This is a genomic window from Arthrobacter sp. AK01, assembly GCF_021109375.1.
In the GTDB taxonomy this organism is placed as follows: domain Bacteria; phylum Actinomycetota; class Actinomycetes; order Actinomycetales; family Micrococcaceae; genus Arthrobacter.
The window spans coordinates 1-21048 of sequence record NZ_JAJOHP010000045.1; the positions used below are offsets into that span (position 1 = coordinate 1).

Consider the following 21048-nt stretch of genomic DNA (forward strand, 5'->3'; position numbering starts at 1 on the left):
TCAAGGCTTCATCCGCCTGCGCAAGCGACACGCCCGCCATTCCAGGAGAAGGCAGGCCCGCTTCAATCAAGCCAGCCACGCGCTTGCTGTCCGCCGTCGGAATGACACGCAAGCCCGGAGCAACGTCAGCGGAGTGCACGCCTCCACCGGGTCCTACGTCCGAGGACCCGGTTTCCGAGGACACGGTTTCCGTGCCCAGTCCGCCAAGCAGCCCAGCGTCTTCGGAGCTCAACGCGACGGTGCCAACCGCCGTCGTGCCTTCGAAAGCCGCGACCCGCGCGGTGCCACTTTCAGCCCTCAGGGACCGTTGACGCGGCAGCCCACTGGCGCGGGGTGAACTTGCCCGCCGTGCCACGATCTGCCCGATAATTCCCATAACTGAACCCTGTCACGAGGCTCCGACATTTATAGCCGTCTGCCTCCCTTGGCGCTGCCACGGCGACTGCCGGCGGTGATTCCCGGAGGTGACTGCCCCAAGGTGTGCCTAGAGTGTCGGCAGCTGGAATGCGGCTTCAGGTCGATGCACGCCACGGGGCCGGTATCCCAAAGCTTCGGCGCTACAGAGAAGGTCCGCGAGATACCAGATGATGGCCAGCCACATCTCGGTTCCTTGAAGGGTTGGCAGATGCTGGCTGCCGCTCTCCGGCGCGGCGCTGAAGGCAATTCCCTCGCCCGGATGCCACCAGGCAAGGGCCTGCTTCAGCTGGGTCGCAGCCCATGCATTCACCTCATCCCGGCGGTGCATCGTCTGCTTCGACGCAAGCCATAAAGGATGGACAACGTCCAGGACGTTGCACGCGTTCTGCCGGCCGGGAGCGAAATATCGTGGGTCCTTGGAGTGCTCAAGGACGGTATCCACCAGGCGCTCAACGTTGGGGACCGGCAAGCCGAACTGGGCAAACGTGCCACGGGTGAGGCGGTAATATCCGTTCACTACTTTCAACCGGGTGTCGGCCGTGGGGGTACCCCATGTACCGGCCCCAGGATTGACGTGCGTCAACAGCCAGCCGAACATCGCCTCAACTGAACCAGGGGAGTTCGGATGCCTTTGGGCGAGGTTCCAACAGGCGGCAGTTCCCCAAGCGTCCACCCACGCGCCGGACTCCCAGGCTTCCTGACGCCAAGGCAGGGCCTCCAGGGACGCCACCAACCCAGCCGGGTCCATCTCTGCCACGGCATGCACCGGGTAAAGGAACCGGCTGCCCAGAAGATCCACTGCGTATCCCACGGATAGGACGTGGTACGTGGCAGGGCCGGAACCGAACCGAAGTCCGCCATCGGAACCCTGTGGATCAAAACCCAGTTCCGGAACCAGGCCTGTCAATGGATCCTGGAGATTCTGAAGCCGCGATATGTGCTCCTCACGCGACAGTTCCAACGGGGCACAACCCAGAAGCAGATCCGCTATTTCAACTGCATCGCAGTGCGCCCTAACGGTCGGCGCCGTGCCAGGCCGGTCCACATAACTGCCACCGGCGGCAGACGTCCAGTTCCTCGAAAGAATCGCAGGAGCGTCAGCGCGTGCTGCATCGGCGAAGGCCGCCAACCTGGCCAACAACTCGTCGTCGAACGCAGACTCCCCGGCACCGGATGGTCCAGCTGAAGCGGTCTCCCGCCTATCCCGGATCCGGCGGGCCGGGTTCCCTCCAACAATCGACCATTCCGGGACATCCTTGGTGACCACGGCACCGGCGGCCAGGACAGCATGGGATCCGACGGTAACTCCATCAAGGACCACAACGTTGGAGCCGATCCAGACGTCGTCCCCAAGCTGGATGCCTTTACTGGTCAGTGGTTGCTTGAAGACCGGTTCGGACGGATCCATCGAATGGTTGAAGCCAAGGATGGACGTATGGGCACCTATCCGCACGCCGCTGCCCATGGTGACGTTGCCTCGAACCACGGTGAAGGCGTTGACGGTGCAGTCGTTGCCGATGGTGATGGTGCCGGTGACATATGCGTGAGCAGCAATAAACGAGTCGGCGCCGATGGAGAGGGCATCGGGATCGACGCTGGCAAGGGGCGAAAGGAATGCCCGTTCACCGATAGTGACTCCGGCCCGTTCCGCGAAGACCTTCTGATACTCGTGCTGTGCCTCGCGCTCCACATCCGATGCGGAAGTCCAGAACGTCCAAGGGGAGTAGTCGTAGCTGAGGTGGTGAGGGGCATTCACGTTGTTGACTCCGCGGTGAGTAATGGAAAGCGCTTCCCCTATTATTCGCGCCGGTCAAACGCCGGTCAATGCGTCCACCACAATCGATCATGTTCGTTCACCCCGGGTAGCCATACTCCTCGTCGCTGACCAACTCGCCCCAGGTCGTCTCGGAACCATCAGCAACCCCGGTGGTTTCCCACATGGCCAAGTGGCTCATGAAGTGGTCAGGGGCAGCGCCGTGCCAGTGCCACTCGCCTGGAGGTGTGTAGATGGTTTGGCCCTCCTGGACCACCTTTACCTCGCCGCCGCGGGCCTGAACCAAGCAAACCCCGTCAGTGACGTGCAGTGTTTGCCCAGCGGCATGGGTGTGCCATGCGGTGCGGGAACACGGTGCGAAGCGGACGAGATTGACCCGCAGCTGCGAGGGAGCTTCACCCTTGGCGATGACGTCAAAGTAGACATCACCGGTGAAGAGTTCTGCGGGTCCTTTGGTGCTGATGGTCTTGGGGAAGATGTCCATGATTCCTTTATCGTTCCGGGTTACTGGTTGTGGATGTTTCGGGCAGGCGCTGATTCCCGGGGAATCTCCAGCGTGGTGGCGGCCCAGCTTGCGAGCAGTTGCAACGCGTCCGCTGTGCCCGTGCCGGGTTCGGCGTTGTAGACGGTCAGGGTCAAGCCGGCGTCGGCGGACAGATCCAATGCCTCGTACAACAGATGCAGGTCGCCCACGATCCTGTGACGGAAGTGCTTCTTCCCGGTGTAGTGCTGGCGGACATTGTGTGACGCCCATCGGACCCGGAATTCCTCGCTGCGGGTCGACAGCTCGCCTACCAAGTCACTGAGCCCCCTGTCGTAGGGATCCTTGCCGGCTTCGGTCCGCATGATGGCCACGGTGTCGTTGGCGGCACGTTCCCAGTCCGTATAGAAATCGTGGCTGCGCGGGTCAAGGAAGAGGAAGCGCGCATGGTTGGGCGGCCCGGCCGGGCTGTCGTAGATGTCCGAGTACAGCGCCCGGCCCAAGGCGTTGGTCGCCAGCAAATCCAGGCGCCCGTTGCGGATGAACGCGGGCGATCCGGTGATTGCATCCAGGGTAAGTTGCACGCCTGGCCGGATGGCCTGCTTTCGGATCGGACGACGACGAGACCTGCCGCCGTCGCTCGCCGCTCGTGCGAGGTCGTAAAGGTGGGCGCGTTCGGCGTCGTCAAGCTGCAGTGCGTTGGCCAGGGACTCCAGTACGCTTTCCGAGACACCGGAGAGATTTCCGCGCTCCAATCGGGTGTAATACTCAACACTCACTCCGGCGAGCATGGCCACCTCCCCGCGACGAAGGCCCGGGACACGGCGGTTGCCACCATAGGCTGCCAGCCCAGCCCGTTCGGGGGTGATTTTCGCCCGCCGGGTAGCAAGAAAGTCGCGCGTCTCAGTCCGGTTGTCCATGCTTTCAACGGTATGGCCTATGACCAGCTAAGGGAGTCCCTGTCATTACCCCTAACAGCAGTAACTCCTTCCGTTCAGGGAATCAGGGTTAGATGGAGTTATCCAACAAAGAGAACCACGCAGGAGAAACATGCCTACCGCTAATGCTTACGCTGCCCCCTCGGCCACGGGCGACCTGACCTTGACTACCATCGAACGTCGTGAGGTGGGCCCCAACGACGTCCACATCGACATCAAGTTCGCCGGCATCTGCCACTCCGACATCCACACCGTTCGCGGCGACTGGGGCCCGCAACAGTATCCGCTGGCTCCCGGCCATGAAATCGCCGGCATCGTCACTGAGGTCGGCCCGGAGGTCACCAAACACAAGGTGGGCGACCGTGTGGGCGTCGGCTGTATGGTCAACTCCTGCAAGGAATGCAAGAACTGCCGTGCCGGAGAAGAGCAGTACTGCCTCAACGGAAATGTGGGCACGTATGGTGCTGTTGACCGCGACGGCACCATCACCCAGGGCGGCTACTCCAGCCACGTGGTGGTGAACGAGGACTTCGTCGTCACCATCCCGGACGGCCTGGACCTCGATGTCGCTGCGCCGCTGCTGTGCGCAGGCATCACCACCTACTCGCCGCTCCACCACTGGGGCGCCGGCCCTGGCAAGAAGGTTGCCGTCGTCGGACTCGGCGGGCTCGGCCATATGGCCGTCAAGATCGCGCACGCCATGGGCGCTGAGGTCACGGTCCTTTCGCAGTCACTGAAGAAGATGGAGGACGGGCTGCAGCTTGGCGCGGACCACTACTACGCCACCAGCGATCCCAGCACCTTCGAGCAGCTCGGCGGTACGTTCGACCTCATCATCAACACGGTCAGCGCCTCCATCGACATCAGTGCGTACCTTCAGTTGCTGACGCTTGATGGAACGTTGGTCAACGTTGGCGCTCCGGCCGAACCACTTCCGGTGAACGTATTCTCGCTGATCACGGGTCGTCGCCGGTTCGCCGGTTCAGCCATTGGCGGCATCCGCGAAACGCAGGAAATGCTGAACTTCTGCGCAGAACACGGATTGGGCGCTGAGATCGAGGTCATCCCGGCCAGCAAGATCAACGATGCGTACGAACGCGTCCTTGCCTCGGACGTCCGCTACCGCTTTGTCATCGACGCCTCCACCATCGGCTAACAGGCACGGCAGGCACAGAAGCCACAGGAAAGGCCCCGCCCCCGGGAGCGGGCGTGGCCGTTCCCCGGCCCGGGCCCACGCGCAAATGTATGGTGCCTTTCAGACTGGACACCATCGGCAAGGGCTTGGTCTTCGCTGATTCCCTTGAGGCCTTGGCAAACGCCGTGAAGAATCAGGGCGACGGCGGCACTGCAGTCGTGCAAGCACCACCTGGTACAGGCAAGACCACCTTGGTTCCACCGTTGTTGGCCAACCTTATCGATCAACGACAAACAGGCCGGACACGTGTCGTCGTCACCCAGCCGCGGCGTGTTGCTGCCCGTTCAGCAGCCCGCCGTCTGGCCTCATTGGACGGCAGCCGCCTGGGCGGCAAAGTGGGTTACACCGTCCGTGGTGAGAGCAAGACCAGCCAGGAAACCATGGTGGAGTTCGTCACGCCCGGCATCCTTCTCCGACGTCTCCTCGCCGACCCCGGCCTCGAAAGCACCGATGCCGTAGTTCTGGACGAGGTCCACGAGCGGGGCCTGGAAACGGACCTCCTTGTCGGCATGCTCTCCGAGGTCCGGGAACTCCGGGACGACCTCATGGTGGTGGCCATGTCGGCAACCCTGGATGCCGCACGCTTTGCCGCACTGCTGGGGCGGAACGGGTCAGGGGATGCCGACGGCGGGCCGGCTCCCGTCGTCGACTGCCCGTCCGCGCTGTATCCCCTGGAGGTTCAATGGGCTCCTGCCGCTGAACACCGGCTCAACGACCGGGGCGTGGCCCGCAGCTTCCTGGACCACATCGCCCGCACTGCAGCGACAACCCACGCTGCGGCGCTGGCCAAGCACGACGACGTGGACGCGCTGGTTTTCCTCCCTGGCGCCCGTGAAGTGTCCGACGTCGTGACGCGCCTTCGCGCCCAGGTGCAGGGGGACGTTGAGGTACTGGAGTTGCACGGCCAGATCGGGCCGGACGCCCAGGACCGCGCCGTTTCAGGCCGGGCGCCAGGAGGCCCGCCGCGGATCATCGTGTCGACTGCCCTTGCGGAATCGTCCCTTACCGTTCCCGGCGTGCGGTTGGTCATTGATTCCGGGCTGTCAAGGGAACCGCGGCGGGACTCAGGCCGTGGAATGTCCGGACTGGTGACAGTGTCCTGCTCGCGGGCTTCGGCCGAGCAACGTGCTGGCCGCGCTGCGCGGCAAGGACCGGGCACCGTGGTCCGCTGCTACGACCAGCAGGCCTTGGCGGCCTCCCCGGCGCATCAAACGCCCGAAATCTCGGTCGCAGACTTGACCGGAGCCGCGCTCGTCCTTGCGTGCTGGGGTGCGCCGGGCGGCAAGGGCCTGAAGTTGCCTGATGCGCCCCCGCCCGGGGCCATGAACGATGCCATGGAGATTCTTCGGGAACTTGGCGCTGCCTCAGCCGACGGCTCAGTCACCGCCTTGGGCAAGACCTTGGCCCGTGTCCCCGCAGACCCACGGCTTGCCCGCGCCCTGCTGGATGGAGCTGCGGTAGTTGGCAAACGTGCAGCGGCCGAGACGGTGGCCCTGGTCTCCGGTGACCAGCGTGCACCGGGCGCAGACCTCACAAGGCTCCTGACCTCCCTGCGGTCCGGCTCCGACCCCGGTGTCCGGCGATTCGCTGAGGACGCGAAGCGGATGGAATCGATCGCGCGTCAGGAGGCGGCCGCCGTCGTGCCTTCACTACCGAAGACGGAGGTCACCGCGAGGGAAGCGCCTGGCTTTGTGGTGGCGTTGGCGTTCCCTGACCGGGTGGCCCGGCTGGTTCCCGGTGATGGATCCACCACGTACTTGCTGTCATCCGGGACGCGGGCAGGGCTGCCGGCGGGAAGTCCACTGTCCGGGCATCACTGGCTTGCGGTGGCCGAAGTGTCTCGCGCACAGGGCCGCGATGCAGCCGGAACGGGTGCCGTGATCCGCTCAGCCGCTCCCTTGACGGCGGAACTCGCCGAAGCTGCGGCGCCGGATCTACTGGTCAGCAGGGTGCAGGCGAAGTTTGACCAGGGCAAGGTGACTGCCCGGCTGGAACGCCGACTGGGCGCGATCGTCCTGTCGTCCACACCTGTCCGTCCCAGCGCGGAGGCCGGACGTCACGCTGTTGCTGCGGCGCTGGGAAAGGCCGGGTTAGCGACCATTGGCTGGTCCGCCACAGCTGATGCCCTGCGAAGGCGGCTGGCGTTGCTATATCACCAGCTCGGCGATCCCTGGCCCGACGTCCGTGAGCCCAATCTCCTGGCCCGGCTTGAGGACTGGCTGGCCCCGGAACTGGAAGCGATGGCCACCGGGACCTCCGTTAATTCCATCAACCTCACGGAACCTTTGCGGCGACTGCTGCCCTGGCCCGAGGCATCCCGTCTGGACAGCCTCGCGCCCGAGCGGCTTGAGGTCCCCAGCGGCTCGCGGGTGCGGATCGACTACCCCGAAGTTTCGGACCGTGGGGATACGGGCGACGGCGGCAGGCCGGTTGTGGCGGTCAAACTCCAGGAATGCTTTGGCTGGGACCGCACGCCGCACCTCGTCGAGGGCCGGGTACCTGTGCTCTTTCACTTGCTGTCACCGGCAGGCAGGCCCCTGGCCGTTACTGATGACCTCGCGTCTTTCTGGTCCGGTCCGTACGCCCAGGTCCGGGCCGAGATGCGTGGTCGCTACCCCAGGCATCCCTGGCCCGAAGACCCTTGGACCGCGCCGGCCACCGCCAGGACGAAGAACCGGATGGGGTCCGGTCCCTCCAGCTAGGCCAGCCGTTCCAGCATGAACTGGATCTCGCCGTCCACGAACGTTCCCACTACGGCGCTGGCGGCCAGCTCGTCCGGGGCTGTGGTCAGGGGGTCGTGCTCGAACGCGGTGAAGTCTGCCCGTTTTCCTACTGTGATGGAGCCCGACACGTCCCACAGGCCGGCAGCTTTTGCCGCGTGCGAGGTGTAGCCCTCCAGCGCCTGGAGTGCGGTGAGTGCCTGGGCCGGCGCGATGGGTTCCTGCTCCGGATGTCCGGATCTCCGGCGCAACTGTGCATCGGCGATGATCGGAAGTGGCTCAAAGGGTGCGATCGGCCAATCCGAACCGATGCCCAACGTCACGCCTTCCTCGCGAAGGTCCCTGCAGCGCCATGCCCGCTCCGCCCTTTCAGTGCCGAGACGGGTCGACCAGTTGTCACTGTGATCCGCGAGGGAATAGTGGGTGCAGTGTGTAGGTTGCATGCTGGCCACCACGCGCGACCCCTTGAAACGAGCGACGAGCGCGTCCGGGACGGTCTCGAGGTGTTCGATCCTGTGGACGGTCTGGCTCAGGATGTCCGCTGGAACAATGCCGGGGAGCGACTCCAATGCAGTCAACACATGCTCCACTCCCGCATCACCAATGGCATGCGTCGCTGTCGGGATACCGCGCGATGCGAAGTAGCGGACGGCCGCGGTATATTCCTCCGGCCGTGGCCAGAATGGTGCGGTCGACTGGCCGTGAACATCAGGTTCGTAGAGCCAGGCTGTCCCGTTGTCCACGGTTCCATCGACGAAGAGTTTGATGGCTTCAACGGACCACCGGCGGCCGCCCGTACCAATCGTGCGGGCAAGTTCCTTCCAGTCGGTTTCATCGCTGCCCGGCATGCACCACGGCGCTGCCCGCAGCCGCAGCGGCAGCCCGCCGTCGGACTCCAACGCCTGGAAGAGTGCGCTGGATTCGTCACTGTGGTCCATGATGTGGCCCCCCGTCAGTCCCGAGCGGGCGAAGTCCTTCAAGAGATCGCCGAGGCGTGCCTTACGTTGGTTGAAGGTCTCCTGCGGGATGTGCCGTTGGACGAGCTCCATGGCTGCGGCTTCAAGCAACAAGCCGGTGGGGTCGCCGTCGGAATCGCACACCACTTCGGAAGCCTGCGCGAATTCGTGCGGACCGTGGATGCCGGCCAGTTCCAGCGCCCGGCTGTTGGCCAGGGCCGAGTGGCCGTCGAACAACCTGATCATTGCGGGCTTGTGGCCGCTGACGTCGTCCAAGACGCTGCGGTGCAACGGCGCTGTCCCAAAGGCATTCGGGTTCAGTCCCCATCCACGCAACCAACCGGCGTCGTTGGCAGCTTCCGACGACAGCAGGGCTTTGACCTCATCCAGCGTCGTCGCTCCGGACAAGTCAACGCCGATAGTCAGGTCCAGGCCGAATACCGGATGGAGATGGCAATCCACCAGGCCCGGAGTAAGCGTGGCGCTGCCCAGGTCAACCACCCGCGTGCCGGCTTGCTGCCACTGCTGGGCATCCAGGCGGCTGCCGACGGCGGTAATCACGCCACCGCGGACGGCTATGGCCTGGACAGGCTGTCCGTGGGTTTGCCCATCCATCGTGTGGATGGTGTCGGCAAGGACGATGAGGTCAGGAGTCATGGGTTTCGTAGCTTCCAATCCGGGCGAAGACGTCGGGGCGGGTGGTGCGCAGGCTGCGGGCAATCAGCAGGCCTGCCAGGAAAACGATGGGGGAAACAAGGATCAGGATGGTGTTGGTCAACGCATCGGCAAAGGTGAGGAGCTCGATGTTGATGGCGATCAGCGCCACTACGCCGAAAAGCAGGATGGCCGAGGCGACGCTGAGCGGAAGGAGCAGGCGGTTGGTGACCGCCGCGGGGTTGCGACGCAGGTAGATGAACGCTGCGACCGACACCAGGCCCTGCAGCGCAACGATCCCGAAGATCCCTGGGGTGTTGACCCAGATCAGCAACTGCTTGTAGGGGTCGGCTCCGGCAATGGCGCAAATGATGATGACGACGGCGGCCAGGATGGTTTGGATCTGCCCAGCGCGATGCGGCGACTTGTATTTGGGGTGTGTCCTGCCGAGGAAAGCCGGGAGGACGCCGTCTTTGGCAAGCATGTAGACGTAGCGGTTAATAGCATTGTGGAAGGCCAGCTGCGAGGCGTAGACGCTGGTCACGATGAGGACATACATGACCACCTCGGCCCACGGTCCTACGTACTCATTGATGGTGGCGAAGAACATTCCATCCGCCAGTTCGCCGGCAGCTGCCACCACGTTTCCGTCACCGTAGGCCTGGATGACGGTCCAAACGATGAAAGCGTAGAACACGGACATGAACCCAACGGCGATGTAGGTTGCCCGCGGGACGGACCTGTCCGGGTTGCGTGCTTCACGCCGGTACAGCACGGTGGATTCGAAGCCCATGAAGGCCGCGAAGCAGATCGCCAGGATGGCAAGGACTCCGGGGGTGAACGCGTGCTCCGGGGAGAACGAGGCGAAACTGATTCCTTGGGCGCCGCCACGGGCGAGGATTGCCACGCCCATGATGCCCAGGATGGCGGTCTCAGCGATGAGGAGGACGCCCAGGACTTTGGCGCCGACATCAATCCCGCGGTAGCCGAGGAACCAGACGGCCGCAATAGCAACCAAAGCAACTACCGGCCACGGTACGTCCAGGCCGAAGAGGGTGCTCAGCATGGCTTGGGTTTGGACCGCGAAGAGTCCGTAGACGCCGATTTGCAGGCAGTTGTAGGACACGATTGCCAGAATGGCCGAGGCCAGCCCCACTGTTTTGCCCATGGCCAGGGTGATGTAGGTGTAGAAACCGCCGGCGGCCTTGACGTGTTTGGTCATGGCCATGAAGGAGATCGCGAAGACGAGCAGGACAGCGCCGGCAATGACGTAGCCCATGGGGGCGCCGATGCCCCCGGTGCCGATGGCTACAGGCGCCACGCCGGCCATGACAGTCAACGGGGCTGCGGCAGAAATTACCAGGAAGGCAATGCCGCCAGTGCCAATGGCATTCCGTTTGAGCCCGCTTCCAGCATCCGCTGCTGGAGGTCGGGTTTCGAGGTCAGACATGGGGGTCCTCTGTGGTTATTGGGGGAGGGAAGTTTTAGGAGGATGGAACATAAAGCGAAAGGCTTTCGTTTATCGTAGGGTCTTGTGACTCGCAGCACAATACTTCGACGCAAACTTCTGGCTAGAGTCGTAACAACAACCCTGAATGGAGACACCCGTATGGCACGCCCGCTGGTCCCGCTGATATCCATCGATGCACTCGTTACCGCCGCTCTTGAGTTGGTGGACGAGGCAGGGGACTTCAGCCTGCCGAAACTGGCCAAGCGGATCGGGGTCAGCCAGTCGTCCATCTACAACCACGTCAGCGGGCGTGAGGAGATCCTTGAACTGATGCGCGGCCGGATCATCGCTGAGAGCCCCTATGTCCTCGGGGACGGGCAGGATTGGGAGGCCGCGCTCAGGGCGATCGTCAGAAGTTACCGTGACGCTTTTGCACGCCATCCCCGGCTCGCTCCGCTGTTGGTCCTCCAAACGGTTCAGGATAATCAGGTTCTTGCCCTCTACGAGAACCTTGCCGTGGCACTTGAGAGTGCGGGATTCCGTGGCCGGGACGTGGTGTCAGCGATCTCCACCATCGACAGTTTCGCGCTCGGTTTCGCACTGGACCTCGCCGCCCCGGACGTTGTCTGGGCGCCGCCCGCCCAGGGATTCCCCAGGCTTACCGGCGCCCTGGCCCAAGCAGGTCCGGCTGGGAAGCGCGGTGAGGCGGCCTTCGATTTCGGCCTCGAGATCCTCATCGCCGGCCTCCACGCGCGTCTTCAGTCGACGGTGCTGTGACGGTGGAAGGTGCCGGGAATATCGCCCAAACCTGGTGGGACTCCGTGGTGCGCGGTTTCTCGGAGACCCACACCACGGCAGTGCCATTGCCTGCGCTGCTCGGCATCCTCGCATGTGCCATCCTCCTGAGCATTCCACGCGTTACGTGGCGCTGGTTCGGCCTCTATGTAACGTTCGTCCATGAACTCGGCCACGCCTATGCGGCGCTGATGACCGGCCGCTTCGTGCACAGCCTCCGCATCGGGCTCGACCATTCCGGCCGCCTCGTCAGCAGTGGACGGAGCGCATTTGGTGCGGCATGGTCAGGGTTTTGGGGCTACCCGGCGCCCGCCGTGGTCGGGCTGGGCCTGATTGCCGCCTGTGCCGCAGGCAGGTCGGGCGCGGCCATGTCCGTCGGAGCCGTGGTCCTGCTGGTGTCGCTGATTTTCCTGCGAAACCTTACCGGGATCCTCGTGGCGGTACTCAGTGCCGCCGTCGCCCAGGTCCTGGTTCTGTTTGCAGCCCCCACCACCGTTAACTATGTCGTGCTTGCCCTCGGCATCGCCCTGTCCGTCGGCGGCGTCCGGGACCTCCTCAAGCTTGCCGGCGTCCACACCCGGCGCCGGGAAAGGCTCGCGGCATCCGATGCGTTCATCCTTGGCCGCACTACGGGCGTCCCCGTATTCGTGTGGTTATCGGGTTTCACTGCGGTGATTGCGGGATGCGCAGCAGCGTCCGCCTGGTTGTTGTGGGGCATGCTCGCCGTATAGACCGCTGTTTGGCTGCGCTTCCGCGGTTCGACGGCGGTTGGTCCGCGTTGCTCGCTGCCTGCCCCTTGCCCTGTGGTCGCTTTTGGGTGTCCAATCCTCTTTAACGTTCGAAGTGTTTGGCATTCGGACTCCGTGCCGGGAGATAACACCAGGAGGTGCCCATGTCCGCGAAGGGCACACGCGAAACTGCAAAGGGAAGCGGCACCGGAACGCCCGAGGCCAAGCGGAGCGATAACGGATCGGCATTGGCATTGGCAGCAAGTGATCCTGCCCGCATCCGGAATGTTGCACTCGTCGGCCATTCAGCGGCAGGTAAGTCGATGCTCGTCGAGGCCCTGCTCGCAGCAACGGGCGCCACCTCCCGCATGGGCTCCATCAGCGAGGGCACCACGGTGAGTGATTCCGACCCTTCGGCGATCCACCAACAACGGTCCGTGACCATGTCCGTCGCACCAATCCTGGTAGGAGACGTCAAGGTCAACCTGATTGATACCCCCGGTTACACCGACTTCACCGGCGAACTTCGCGCTGGTTTGAGGGCCGCCGATGCGGCCCTTTTTGTTGTGTCGGCTTTGGACGGCATTGACGGTGCCACCACTGCCTTGTGGGGCGAGTGCGAGAACGTCCGTATGCCCAGGGTGGTGGTGATCAGCAAACTGGACCACCCGCGCGCTGACTTCAGTGCCGCCGTCGTGAGGTGCCAGGAAGCCTTTGGCGAGTCGGTCCTCCCGCTGTACCTTCCCGCGTCCGGCAACGCCGGCCTCATCGGAGTGCTGGAGGGCGCCGATCATCAAGGCCTGCCGGTCGCGGACGTCGAAGAAGCCAGGGGAACCTTGATCGAAGGCATCATCGCCGAGAGCGAAGACGAAACCCTCATGGACCGGTACCTCGGCGGGGAAGAGTTGCCTCTGATGGACCTGGTCAGTGATCTGGAAACCGCTGTGGCCAGGGGGAGTTTCTTCCCGGTGATCCCGACGTCTGCCGAGTCGGGGTTGGGCCTACCGGAGCTCATGGCCCTGGTGACCGATGCCCTGCCATCGCCGTTGGAACGCATCGCTCCCGCTGTGATGAAACCCGACGGTTCATCATTGAAGCCTTTGGAATGTGATCCAACCGGGCGCCTTGCCGCCGAGGTGGTTCGGACCACTGTAGATCCCTTCCTCGGCCGCGTGTGCTTGGTTCGGGTCTTCTCCGGGACCCTGCGCGAAGACTCCTCGATACATGTCGGCGGCAGGGGGCTGGCGGACAGGGGACACGAAGACCACGACGCCGACGAACGCGTCACGCATCTCTACTCGCCTGTTGGCTCCAGCCTGAAGGCCGTTCCGAAGTGCATTGCCGGTGACATCTGCGCCATCAGCAAGCTTGCCACCGCCGAGACCGGAGACACTGTCTCGGACCGCGAGGCTCCGCTGTTGATCGAGACCTGGAACATGCCCGAGCCCTTGATGCCCATTGCCATCGAGGGCGCCTCCCGCAGTGACGAAGACGCACTGGCCAAGAGCATCGGAAAGGTGGCTGCCGCCGATCCAACTCTTCGTTTGGAGCGCAACCAGGACACCCACCAGCTCATCCTCTGGTGCATGGGGGAGGCCCACGCTGAGGTGGTCCTGGACAGGCTTCGCCATCAGGGCGTCAAACTGCAGACCGTGGACGTAGTCACCCCGCTGAGGGAAACTTTCGCCACCAAGGCTGCGGGACACGGGCGTCACGTCAAGCAATCCGGTGGCCACGGGCAGTTTGCCATCTGCGACATCGAGGTGGAGCCCCTCGGCCGGGGTGAAGGATTCGCCTTCACGGACAAGATCATCGGCGGCGCCATTCCCGGGACGTTCGTTACGTCCGTGGAGAAGGGGATCCGTTCGCAGATGCTCAAGGGTGTGTCTGCGGGGTTCCCTGTGGTGGACATCAAGGTGACCTTGGTGGGCGGAAAGACCCACAGCGTGGACTCATCCGATGCAGCCTTTCAAGCAGCGGGAGCGTTGGCACTCCGCGAGGCCGCCGCGGCCGCCAAAATCCAACTGTTGGAACCTGTCTCATCAGTAGTCATCAGCGTTCCCGATGACTATGTGGGTGCGGTCATGAGCGATCTTTCGGGGCGGCGCGGCCGGGTCACGGGCACCACCGCGGCAGACGGCCAGGGAACGGACATCAGTGCGGAAGTTCCTGATCAGGAACTGCTGCGGTACGCGATCGATCTGCGCGCCCTCAGTGCCGGAACGGGGCGTTTCCGCCGGTCCTACCTTCGCCACGAGCCACTGCCGAAGTAGCCCCTAGGAGTTGGCCCGGATAAAGGACGCCACTGCCGGGGCAAGGGATGCTCCCACCTCGGCGGCACTGCGCTTCAAGCCTTTGACCGCGAACGAATGGTCACCGCCTTCGCTCCACTGGAGTGTCGCCGTCGGACCGATCCTGTCCACTACGCCCTCCAGCAGGTCCGGTGTTGCAAACGTATCCCGGGTGCCTTGGAGGAAGAGCATCGGAACCGTGACGCCGTAGAGGTGTTCGTCGCGCAGTTTCTCCGGTTTTCCGGGCGCGTGCAGTGGATAGCCGAGATACACCAGACCTTTGGCAGGCATTCCTTCGGCGACGGCCATGGACGCCATGCGCCCACCGAAGGACTTGCCGGCCGCCCAGAGGGGCTCGCCGTTGCTGAGCCCGGCGGCCTTGTCCATTACCGTTCGCCAGGTGGCGATGGCCAGCGGCGGGCGATCAGGGAAACGCCTGCCGGCCTCGCGGTAGGGGAAGTTGAACCGCAGGGTGGCCACCCCTAGGTCAGCCATCGCCATAGCGAACCCCTGGAGGAACGGGTGTTCCATCCCGGCCCCGGCGCCGTGCGCCACCACCAACGTGGCAAACGGATGATCCGGCCGGATGTGGAGGGCGGATATGTCGGACTCTCCGACAGCGATGGCAACAGGTGTTTCAGTATTTGGCATGTATCCATCTTTGCCCATTGCAGCAAAAACGCCGTGGGTGCTGACGCGCGTGGCCTTAACGGGGTAGCTTGTGCCCATGGCGAGCGAAGCAACCACCGTTACTGTGCCCGGTCCCGACGGCCCCCGGGAGGTCCGGATTTCCAGTCCAAGCCGGGTCATGTGGCCGGAGGCGGGGCTGACGAAACTGGACCTTGCCAACTACCTCATCGACGTCGGCGAAGCGTTTGTCACCGCCAACGGGAACCGGCCCATCAGCCTCCAACGGTACTCAGGCAACATTGAGGGGGAGATGTTCTTCTCCAAGAATCCGCCCAAGGGCGCTCCGGAGTACGTCCGCTCGGTCCCGGTGACGTATCCCAGTGCCCGGTCGCATCCACAATTGGTGATCGATGAGCCGGCAGCGGCTGTGTGGGCGGCGCAGATGAATACGGTGGTATTCCACCCTTGGGCGTCCCGGGCCAGCGATCCCGACAATCCGGATGAGTTGAGAATCGACCTCGACCCCCAACCCGGAACCGACTTCGCCGACGCGATACCTGCCGCGCAGGAACTCCGCAACGTTCTGGCGGAAGCCGGACTGACGGCGTTCATCAAGACCTCCGGCAACCGCGGACTCCATGTGTACGCGCCGATCCACCCCAAGCATGAGTTCCTCGACGTACGCCACGCCGTGATTGCCGCTGGACGGGAGTTGGAGCGCCGCATGCCGGAGAAAGTCACCACCGCGTGGTGGAAGGAGGAACGCGGGACAAGGATCTTCGTGGACTTCAACCAGGCCAACCGGGACCGGACCATCGCCGGCGCATATAGCCCACGGGCCGTGCCACTGGCCCAGGTGTCCTGTCCGCTGACGTGGGATGAACTGGAGAACGCCGACCCGGCAAAATACACCATCGCCACTGTTCCGGACCGTTTGACGTCGGTGGGGGACCCGTGGGCGTCCATGCACGAACAGCCTGGCGGCATCGACGTCCTGCTCGGGTGGTGGGAGAGGGACGTGAAGAATGGTCAAGGCGAAATGCCGTTCCCACCGGAGTTCCCCAAGATGCCGGGCGAGCCCATGCGCGTGCAGCCGAGCCGGGCCCGCAAGCAGGAGGAGTAAGCGGGAGTCCGCATGCCGGAAAGTGCAGCGAGGTTGGCCCTGACCGCCGCAGTCGTGTGCGGGCTGTTCCTCTGCGGTTGCACGGGCACACCGGTGCCGATGCCGTCCCAGCCCACCACGCTTGTGGAACCATCGCAGACACCGTCACTGGAACCTTCGATGCCGGTGACGATGGCTGTTTCGCCGGCCTTCCAGGAGCTCCGGGCCACCTTGGAACTCTTCGCCAGGGAGAAGCTCGACGAAGGCGCCTCGGCGGTGCTCATCAAAGTGAAGGCCGGCCAACAGGAGTGGACCCACGCAGCAGGAGTGAGGAGCCGTGCTGCGCCGGTTTCGGTCCAGCCCGGTGACCGTTTTGATGGTGGGGATCAGCTCCGGACCATGGTGGCCGTGTCCGTGCTGAAGCTCGTCGAGGAAGGCCGGCTGGCCTTGGACGATCCCATCAACACCCACCTGCCAGGATCTGTCCCGGCAGGCAACCCCGTGACGATCCGCCAGCTCCTTGGTGACGCCACGGAGTTGCCTGCTGCGCCATCGCCCCAGGCCGACACCCTGCTGGGTCTTCTGGTGGAGCGGTTGAGGGGTGTGCCCCTGGAGACGTCCCTGCGAACAGATATCCTGTCGCCCTTGACCCTTGATTCCACATCGCTGCTCGTGCCGGGCTCCGCCACACCGGATGATGTGGTCCACGGCTACGTCCAGCTGAACGGGGAGACGGTGGATGTGACGTTCCCGCACGTACCGAACGGGGCTTCATCCGTACGCCTCCTATCCACGGTGGAGGACCTCACCAGGTTCCAGGCCACGCTGCTGGAGGGCCGGCTGTTGGCGCCGCAGAGTCTCGTCTCCATGAAAGGGAGCGTGTTCGCGGGCTACGGCCTTGGCTTGGACCATTGGGAAGACCACTGCACGAACGGCTCCTACTACGGCCATGCCGGAGACGTGCCCGGATACGGGAGCATCACCATGAGCAGCGCCGACGAGAACCGCCAACTGGCCATCTTCATGGCCTATCCGCCGCAGCCGATTGCACCACAGCCTTCAGCACTGGCCTTGGAAATGACGGGACTCGCGCAGGTGGCGTTGAATTCGAGCTGCCGTTTCCACTTCCGCTGAGCCTACTCGAAGCGTGAAGGATCGCCCGTTCCCCGGCGCACTACTTCGGCTGCTCCACTGGAGAAGTCAATCACTGTGGTGGGCTCGGATCCAGTGTCCCCGGCCGCGGTTGGCCCGGCCCCCCCGGTGTGGAGCCCCGGGCGGCCGCCCCCCCCCGGGGGGGGAGGCGGCGTGTGGGGCGGGGGCGGGGGGGGCGGGGGGGGACCCGCCGGCGCCCCCGCCCCCCGGCCAATATCGTCGGCGCCCCCCGTGTACAACAAATGCCGGGGGGGGGGCGCGCCCCCTGGGCCCCGGGCGCCCCCCCCCCCCTCCACCTGGTTGTCCAGCCGTTCCTTGATCTCCCAGCCCTGGGTTAAGGGCTCTTCTTCGTCCGGAAGCAGGAGCGTGCTGGACAACAGCGGTTCGCCCAGTTCCGCCAGGAGCGCCTGGACCACCCTATGATCCGGAATACGTACGCCCACAGTCTTCTTCTTCGGGTGCAGGAGCCGCTTGGGCACTTCACGGGTGGCAGGGAGGATGAAAGTGTAACTGCCGGGGGTAACGGCCTTGATGCTCCTGAAAATGTCGTTGTCAATCATCACGAACTGGCCCATTTGGGCAAAGTCCTTGCACACCAGGGTGAAGTGGTGTTTGTCGTCCAAGTGCCGAATGCTCCTGATGCGGTCCAGCGCCTCCCTGTTGCCGATCTGGGCGCCAAGCGCGTAACAGGAGTCGGTAGGGTAGGCGATCAGGCCGCCGCCTTGGAGCATGTTCACCACTTGGCCGATGGCGCGTGGTTGGGGATCTTCCGGGTGCACGTCAAAGAATCTGGCCATGGAAAGAGCCTACGACAAAGCTATGACAAGACGTCCTTGTTGGAGAATTTTGCGTAGGCCAGCGCGCCGCACACTGCGATGTATCCGGCTTGGAGGAGCCCATTCCCGGCGAACGACGTCCAGGAGACCGGTTGGCGCAGCAGATCCGCGAACCCCAGCCAGTGGTGGCTGAAGAGCCATGGATGAAGCCACTCAAGCTGGGGCAGGTTGTCCAATACTTGTGAGACCACCGAAAGGACGATGGTGGCAGCCATGGCGCCTACCGGCACATCCGTGAAGGTGGAGATCAGCAGTCCGATCGCGGACAGCCCAAGGAGCGACACCGTGATGTACGCAGCGATCAGCAGGGACCTCAACGCTGACTCGCCAACGCTGATGGTGTCGCCGGACAGTAAAGTCACCGGGCCCACGGGAAAAAGTACGACGCCGGCCAGGGCGCCGGAGGCAGCGACGGTCGCCGTCGCTGCGAAACAGAAAGCAACGGCCCCGGCATATTTCACCAGCAGCAGGCGGATCCGTCCCGCGGGAGCGAGGAGCAGATACCGCAGGGTTCCCAGGCTGGACTCGCCGGCGATGGTATCGCCGGCCACCACGCCGACCGTCAGTGGCAGGAACAGCGGAACGCACACCACCAGGGCAGTCACTGCGACGAACAGGCCGTTCTGGGTGATCCGGTCCAGGAACAGTGGTCCCCGCCCGGGTGTCGTGGGCCGGGAGGACAATTTGACGGCCACGGCAATCAGGATGGGCACGGCAGCCAGGGCGATCAGCATGGCCCACGTGCGGAGCCGGCGGAACAGTACGGACAACTCCGAGCCCAGCAGCGCCCATCCGATTCCCGGTCGGCCAATGACGGCGCCGTGAGGCGAAGCAATTTCAGCCGACAACGTCGAACCCCTCTCCGGTCAGCGACACGAACCGATCTTCCAGGCTCGCTTTTTCCACGGTGAAGCCGCGGACACGGACACCGTCGGCCACCAGAGCGGCCACGATCCTCTCGGGTTCGACTCCGTTGAGTCCGGTGCCCAGCAACGCGGTGGATCCCCACGCGCTTCCAGTTCCCGGAGCTTCGCCGGGAACCAGTCCAAGGCGCGTCAAGACACTGGCGGCGCGTTCGACGTCGGGCGTTTGCACCACAACGTGCGTTTGCCCGGCAGCGCGCAACTCATCCAAAGGTCCTTGGGCCACCAGGCGGCCGGCGCTCATCACGCCCACATGGGTACACATCTGTTCCACCTCAGCCAGTAGATGGCTGGAAACGAACACCGTGGTCCCGCCTGCCGCTAGTGAACGGACCAGGCCCCGGACCTCACGCGTCCCTTGCGGGTCAAGGCCGTTGGTTGGTTCGTCGAGGACCAGCAGCTCCCGCGGCCTGAGCATGGCGTTGGCCAGCCCCAGCCGCTGTTTCATGCCGAGCGAGTAAGCGCGGACTTTCTTTCCGGCGGCGTGGCTGAGCCCAACGCGTTCCAAGGCGTCATGGACGCGCTGCCGCCGGGTAGAGGACAAAGCATGCCGATCGGCGGCATCAAGGCGCATGAGGTTGCCCGTGCCTGAGAGGAAAGGATAAAAGCCCGGCCCCTCCACCAAGGCCCCCACATCAGGCAGCACTGTTGCCAGGGCCTCCGGCATCGGCTTACCGAGGACGCGGACGCTCCCACTGTTCGCCGAAGCCAGGCCCAGCAGCACCCGGATGGTGGTGGTCTTTCCTGAACCGTTGGGGCCAAGGAAACCGAACACGGACCCACGGGGGACCGAGAGATCAATTCCATTGACGGCGGATCGGTGGCCGAAACGCTTGACCAAGCCGTGCGTTTCTATGGCGGGTTCGGCTGGGACGGGTTCCTTCACAGTGCGGCAGCGGCTGCCTGGAGCCGTTCCAAGGGCACCATGCCCGCGTAGATGCGGCCGTCGTCGAGAATCAGGATGCTCACCAGCGATGTCCTCAACGCCCGGCCGCCGGCAACTGGCTCCAGCGTTTGCGCAAACTGGGGATTGGAGGTCAGCCCGGACGGAGCAGAACCGGCGGGCAAGGCGATGATCGAATCCCAGCCCTGTCCTGTGACAGTGGGGCGGGGGTGGCTGGTCGTGGGGGAACCCTCAGGGGCCGTCATGGTTGGAACGGGCTTGGCCGGGAGTGCCTTCTCCGACACAGTGGCGCCCGGGGGTGGGGTGAAGTCGAACAACATGGCATCCGGTGTGGACAGGTCCAGCTCAGTGAAGGCAAGCGAATACGCCGGTTCGGTTTGCCCTTTGGCGCGGACTTCGATGCCCAACGGAAGCCCGGTTTCCGCGTCGACGTCGATGGTCACCGAGTCAACCAGGGTTTCCGTGCTGCGCGGGTGCAGGCTCACACGGTATGCGCTGCGGCCGGCCACTGAAGAAGCCTCGCCGACCGATACCCCTGTGCTGTCATCAATGGCGGCCAGGAAACGGCTCGCCATGGCTTCAGGCGTGGGCACGTCCCGCGCAGAGGTGTCCGGCGATGGCGTGGGAGGGAGCGATTCCCTCGGCCCCGCGAAGGACGGGACTTCCGCTCTGCTTGGCGCCGGCATGGTCAAATGCGTCGCGCTGTTGTCCGCGGAGTTGTAGAACCACGCGTCACCACCGTTGATCACGACGTCACGCTCGGCCATGCGGTCCAAGACCTGCAACCGGGCCTTGAACGGGCCATCGAGGTAAACCCGGGCCGTGTGCGACCCGGTCAACAGTTCCATGGCTGAGGCCGCTCCTGGGGCGGTTCCCGGTCCTGCAGGGACCTCGGGTAACCCAAGCCCGGCGGTCTGTTCCACTGTGCCGGACAGAGCCCGCACTTCGGTGCGCGCGATCATGGCCAGGACCTCGTCGGCGGTCTTGGGTGGGAGGGACACCGTGGCGCCGGCCTGTACTGAGCCGAACATTACTGCCATCGCCACCACAAGGGTGATCAGGACGGCAGGCAGCCACCGCTGCTTGGTCCGCGCCACTGCTA

At 64.3% G+C, this 21048-nt stretch carries 16 protein-coding genes and 2 pseudogenes; 7 read left to right on the forward strand and 11 right to left on the reverse strand.

Translation table 11 applies throughout. The features are described from left to right. Positions 1 to 484 precede the first annotated feature (484 nt). The 3 genes from LN996_RS15635 to LN996_RS15645 all read right to left on the reverse strand — a co-directional run bounded on the left by LN996_RS15635 (position 485) and on the right by LN996_RS15645 (position 3592). Positions 485 to 2173: a DapH/DapD/GlmU-related protein gene (locus LN996_RS15635; RefSeq protein ID WP_231341282.1), complete on the reverse strand. Its 1689-nt coding sequence runs from the start codon at positions 2171 to 2173 to the stop codon at positions 485 to 487. Between the two features lie 97 nt (positions 2174 to 2270). Next, a complete protein-coding gene (locus tag LN996_RS15640) occupies positions 2271 to 2675 on the reverse strand; it encodes a cupin domain-containing protein (protein ID WP_231341283.1) in 405 nt (134 codons plus the stop codon). Positions 2676 to 2695: 20 nt separating this feature from the next. Further along, positions 2696 to 3592: a helix-turn-helix transcriptional regulator gene (locus LN996_RS15645; RefSeq protein ID WP_231341284.1), complete on the reverse strand. Its 897-nt coding sequence runs from the start codon at positions 3590 to 3592 to the stop codon at positions 2696 to 2698. Positions 3593 to 3722: 130 nt separating this feature from the next. On the opposite strand from LN996_RS15645, the gene LN996_RS15650 reads away from it, so the two are divergent. After that, positions 3723 to 4766 (forward strand): NAD(P)-dependent alcohol dehydrogenase, encoded by a 1044-nt coding sequence (locus LN996_RS15650; protein WP_231341285.1) that lies wholly within the window; start codon positions 3723 to 3725, stop codon positions 4764 to 4766. A gap of 89 nt (positions 4767 to 4855) precedes the next feature. Continuing rightward, the gene (gene hrpB / locus LN996_RS15655; RefSeq protein WP_231341286.1) at positions 4856 to 7507 is read left to right on the forward strand and encodes an ATP-dependent helicase HrpB; all 2652 of its coding nucleotides are present in this window, start codon (positions 4856 to 4858) and stop codon (positions 7505 to 7507) included. Here the strand turns inward: hrpB and LN996_RS15660 are convergent. Beyond that, on the reverse strand, positions 7504 to 9138 hold the full coding sequence (locus tag LN996_RS15660) for an amidohydrolase (RefSeq protein WP_231341287.1): 1635 nt from the start codon (positions 9136 to 9138) through the stop codon (positions 7504 to 7506). The two genes, hrpB and LN996_RS15660, sit on opposite strands and share 4 nt — an antisense overlap. Continuing rightward, a complete protein-coding gene (locus tag LN996_RS15665) occupies positions 9128 to 10585 on the reverse strand; it encodes an APC family permease (RefSeq protein ID WP_231341288.1) in 1458 nt (485 codons plus the stop codon). The genes LN996_RS15660 and LN996_RS15665 overlap by 11 nt, the downstream gene beginning before the upstream one ends. A gap of 159 nt (positions 10586 to 10744) precedes the next feature. On the opposite strand from LN996_RS15665, the gene LN996_RS15670 reads away from it, so the two are divergent. The 3 genes from LN996_RS15670 (at position 10745) to LN996_RS15680 (ending at position 14381) form a co-directional block, all read left to right on the forward strand. Next, positions 10745 to 11362: a TetR/AcrR family transcriptional regulator C-terminal domain-containing protein gene (locus LN996_RS15670; protein WP_231341289.1), complete on the forward strand. Its 618-nt coding sequence runs from the start codon at positions 10745 to 10747 to the stop codon at positions 11360 to 11362. Further along, the gene (locus LN996_RS15675; protein WP_231341290.1) at positions 11359 to 12111 is read left to right on the forward strand and encodes a M50 family metallopeptidase; all 753 of its coding nucleotides are present in this window, start codon (positions 11359 to 11361) and stop codon (positions 12109 to 12111) included. Before LN996_RS15670 ends, LN996_RS15675 begins: the two co-directional genes overlap by 4 nt. 161 nt (positions 12112 to 12272) lie before the next feature. After that, a complete protein-coding gene (locus tag LN996_RS15680; RefSeq protein WP_231341291.1) occupies positions 12273 to 14381 on the forward strand; it encodes an elongation factor G-like protein EF-G2 in 2109 nt (702 codons plus the stop codon). Positions 14382 to 14384: 3 nt separating this feature from the next. Here the strand turns inward: LN996_RS15680 and LN996_RS15685 are convergent, their stop codons facing one another. After that, positions 14385 to 15050: an alpha/beta family hydrolase gene (locus LN996_RS15685; protein WP_231341292.1), complete on the reverse strand. Its 666-nt coding sequence runs from the start codon at positions 15048 to 15050 to the stop codon at positions 14385 to 14387. A 76-nt stretch (positions 15051 to 15126) separates the two neighbouring features. Here LN996_RS15685 and ligD point away from each other — a divergent pair, with 76 nt between their 5' ends. Together ligD and LN996_RS15695 are read left to right on the forward strand one after the other, a co-directional pair. Then, the gene (ligD, locus tag LN996_RS15690) at positions 15127 to 16152 is read left to right on the forward strand and encodes a non-homologous end-joining DNA ligase (RefSeq protein ID WP_231341293.1); all 1026 of its coding nucleotides are present in this window, start codon (positions 15127 to 15129) and stop codon (positions 16150 to 16152) included. Between the two features lie 12 nt (positions 16153 to 16164). Continuing rightward, on the forward strand, positions 16165 to 17265 hold the full coding sequence (locus tag LN996_RS15695; RefSeq protein WP_231341294.1) for a serine hydrolase: 1101 nt from the start codon (positions 16165 to 16167) through the stop codon (positions 17263 to 17265). 2 nt (positions 17266 to 17267) lie between these two features. On the opposite strand, the pseudogene LN996_RS15700 reads toward LN996_RS15695, so the two are convergent. The 5 genes and pseudogenes from LN996_RS15700 to LN996_RS15720 form a co-directional block, all read right to left on the reverse strand. Continuing rightward, positions 17268 to 17366 (reverse strand): annotated as a pseudogene (locus LN996_RS15700) (threonylcarbamoyl-AMP synthase); the annotation flags it as partial. 207 nt (positions 17367 to 17573) lie between these two features. After that, positions 17574 to 18080, reverse strand: a pseudogene (locus LN996_RS15705) (L-threonylcarbamoyladenylate synthase); the annotation flags it as partial. Positions 18081 to 18100: 20 nt separating this feature from the next. Beyond that, the gene (locus LN996_RS15710; protein ID WP_256491451.1) at positions 18101 to 18967 is read right to left on the reverse strand and encodes an ABC transporter permease; all 867 of its coding nucleotides are present in this window, start codon (positions 18965 to 18967) and stop codon (positions 18101 to 18103) included. Then, entirely contained in the window at positions 18957 to 19928 is a 972-nt protein-coding gene (locus LN996_RS15715) for an ABC transporter ATP-binding protein (RefSeq protein ID WP_231341295.1), read from the reverse strand. The genes LN996_RS15710 and LN996_RS15715 overlap by 11 nt, the downstream gene beginning before the upstream one ends. Beyond that, positions 19925 to 21043, reverse strand: a complete 1119-nt coding sequence (locus LN996_RS15720) for a DUF2092 domain-containing protein (RefSeq protein ID WP_231341332.1) — start codon at positions 21041 to 21043, stop codon at positions 19925 to 19927. Before LN996_RS15720 ends, LN996_RS15715 begins: the two co-directional genes overlap by 4 nt. Positions 21044 to 21048: the final 5 nt, after the last annotated feature.

Excerpts from the sequence above, each read along its gene's own strand:
- LN996_RS15660 (WP_231341287.1), bottom strand. The coding sequence starts at position 9,138 with ATGACTCCTGACCTCATCGTCCTTGCCGACACCATCCACACGATGGAT.
- LN996_RS15640 (WP_231341283.1), bottom strand. The coding sequence starts at position 2,675 with ATGGACATCTTCCCCAAGACCATCAGCACCAAAGGACCCGCAGAACTC.
- LN996_RS15680 (WP_231341291.1), top strand. The coding sequence starts at position 12,273 with ATGTCCGCGAAGGGCACACGCGAAACTGCAAAGGGAAGCGGCACCGGA.
- hrpB (WP_231341286.1), top strand. The coding sequence starts at position 4,856 with ATGGTGCCTTTCAGACTGGACACCATCGGCAAGGGCTTGGTCTTCGCT.
- LN996_RS15665 (WP_231341288.1), bottom strand. The coding sequence starts at position 10,585 with ATGTCTGACCTCGAAACCCGACCTCCAGCAGCGGATGCTGGAAGCGGG.
- LN996_RS15695 (WP_231341294.1), top strand. The coding sequence starts at position 16,165 with ATGCCGGAAAGTGCAGCGAGGTTGGCCCTGACCGCCGCAGTCGTGTGC.
- LN996_RS15685 (WP_231341292.1), bottom strand. The coding sequence starts at position 15,050 with ATGCCAAATACTGAAACACCTGTTGCCATCGCTGTCGGAGAGTCCGAC.
- ligD (WP_231341293.1), top strand. The coding sequence starts at position 15,127 with ATGGCGAGCGAAGCAACCACCGTTACTGTGCCCGGTCCCGACGGCCCC.
- LN996_RS15645 (WP_231341284.1), bottom strand. The coding sequence starts at position 3,592 with ATGGACAACCGGACTGAGACGCGCGACTTTCTTGCTACCCGGCGGGCG.
- LN996_RS15650 (WP_231341285.1), top strand. The coding sequence starts at position 3,723 with ATGCCTACCGCTAATGCTTACGCTGCCCCCTCGGCCACGGGCGACCTG.
- LN996_RS15670 (WP_231341289.1), top strand. The coding sequence starts at position 10,745 with ATGGCACGCCCGCTGGTCCCGCTGATATCCATCGATGCACTCGTTACC.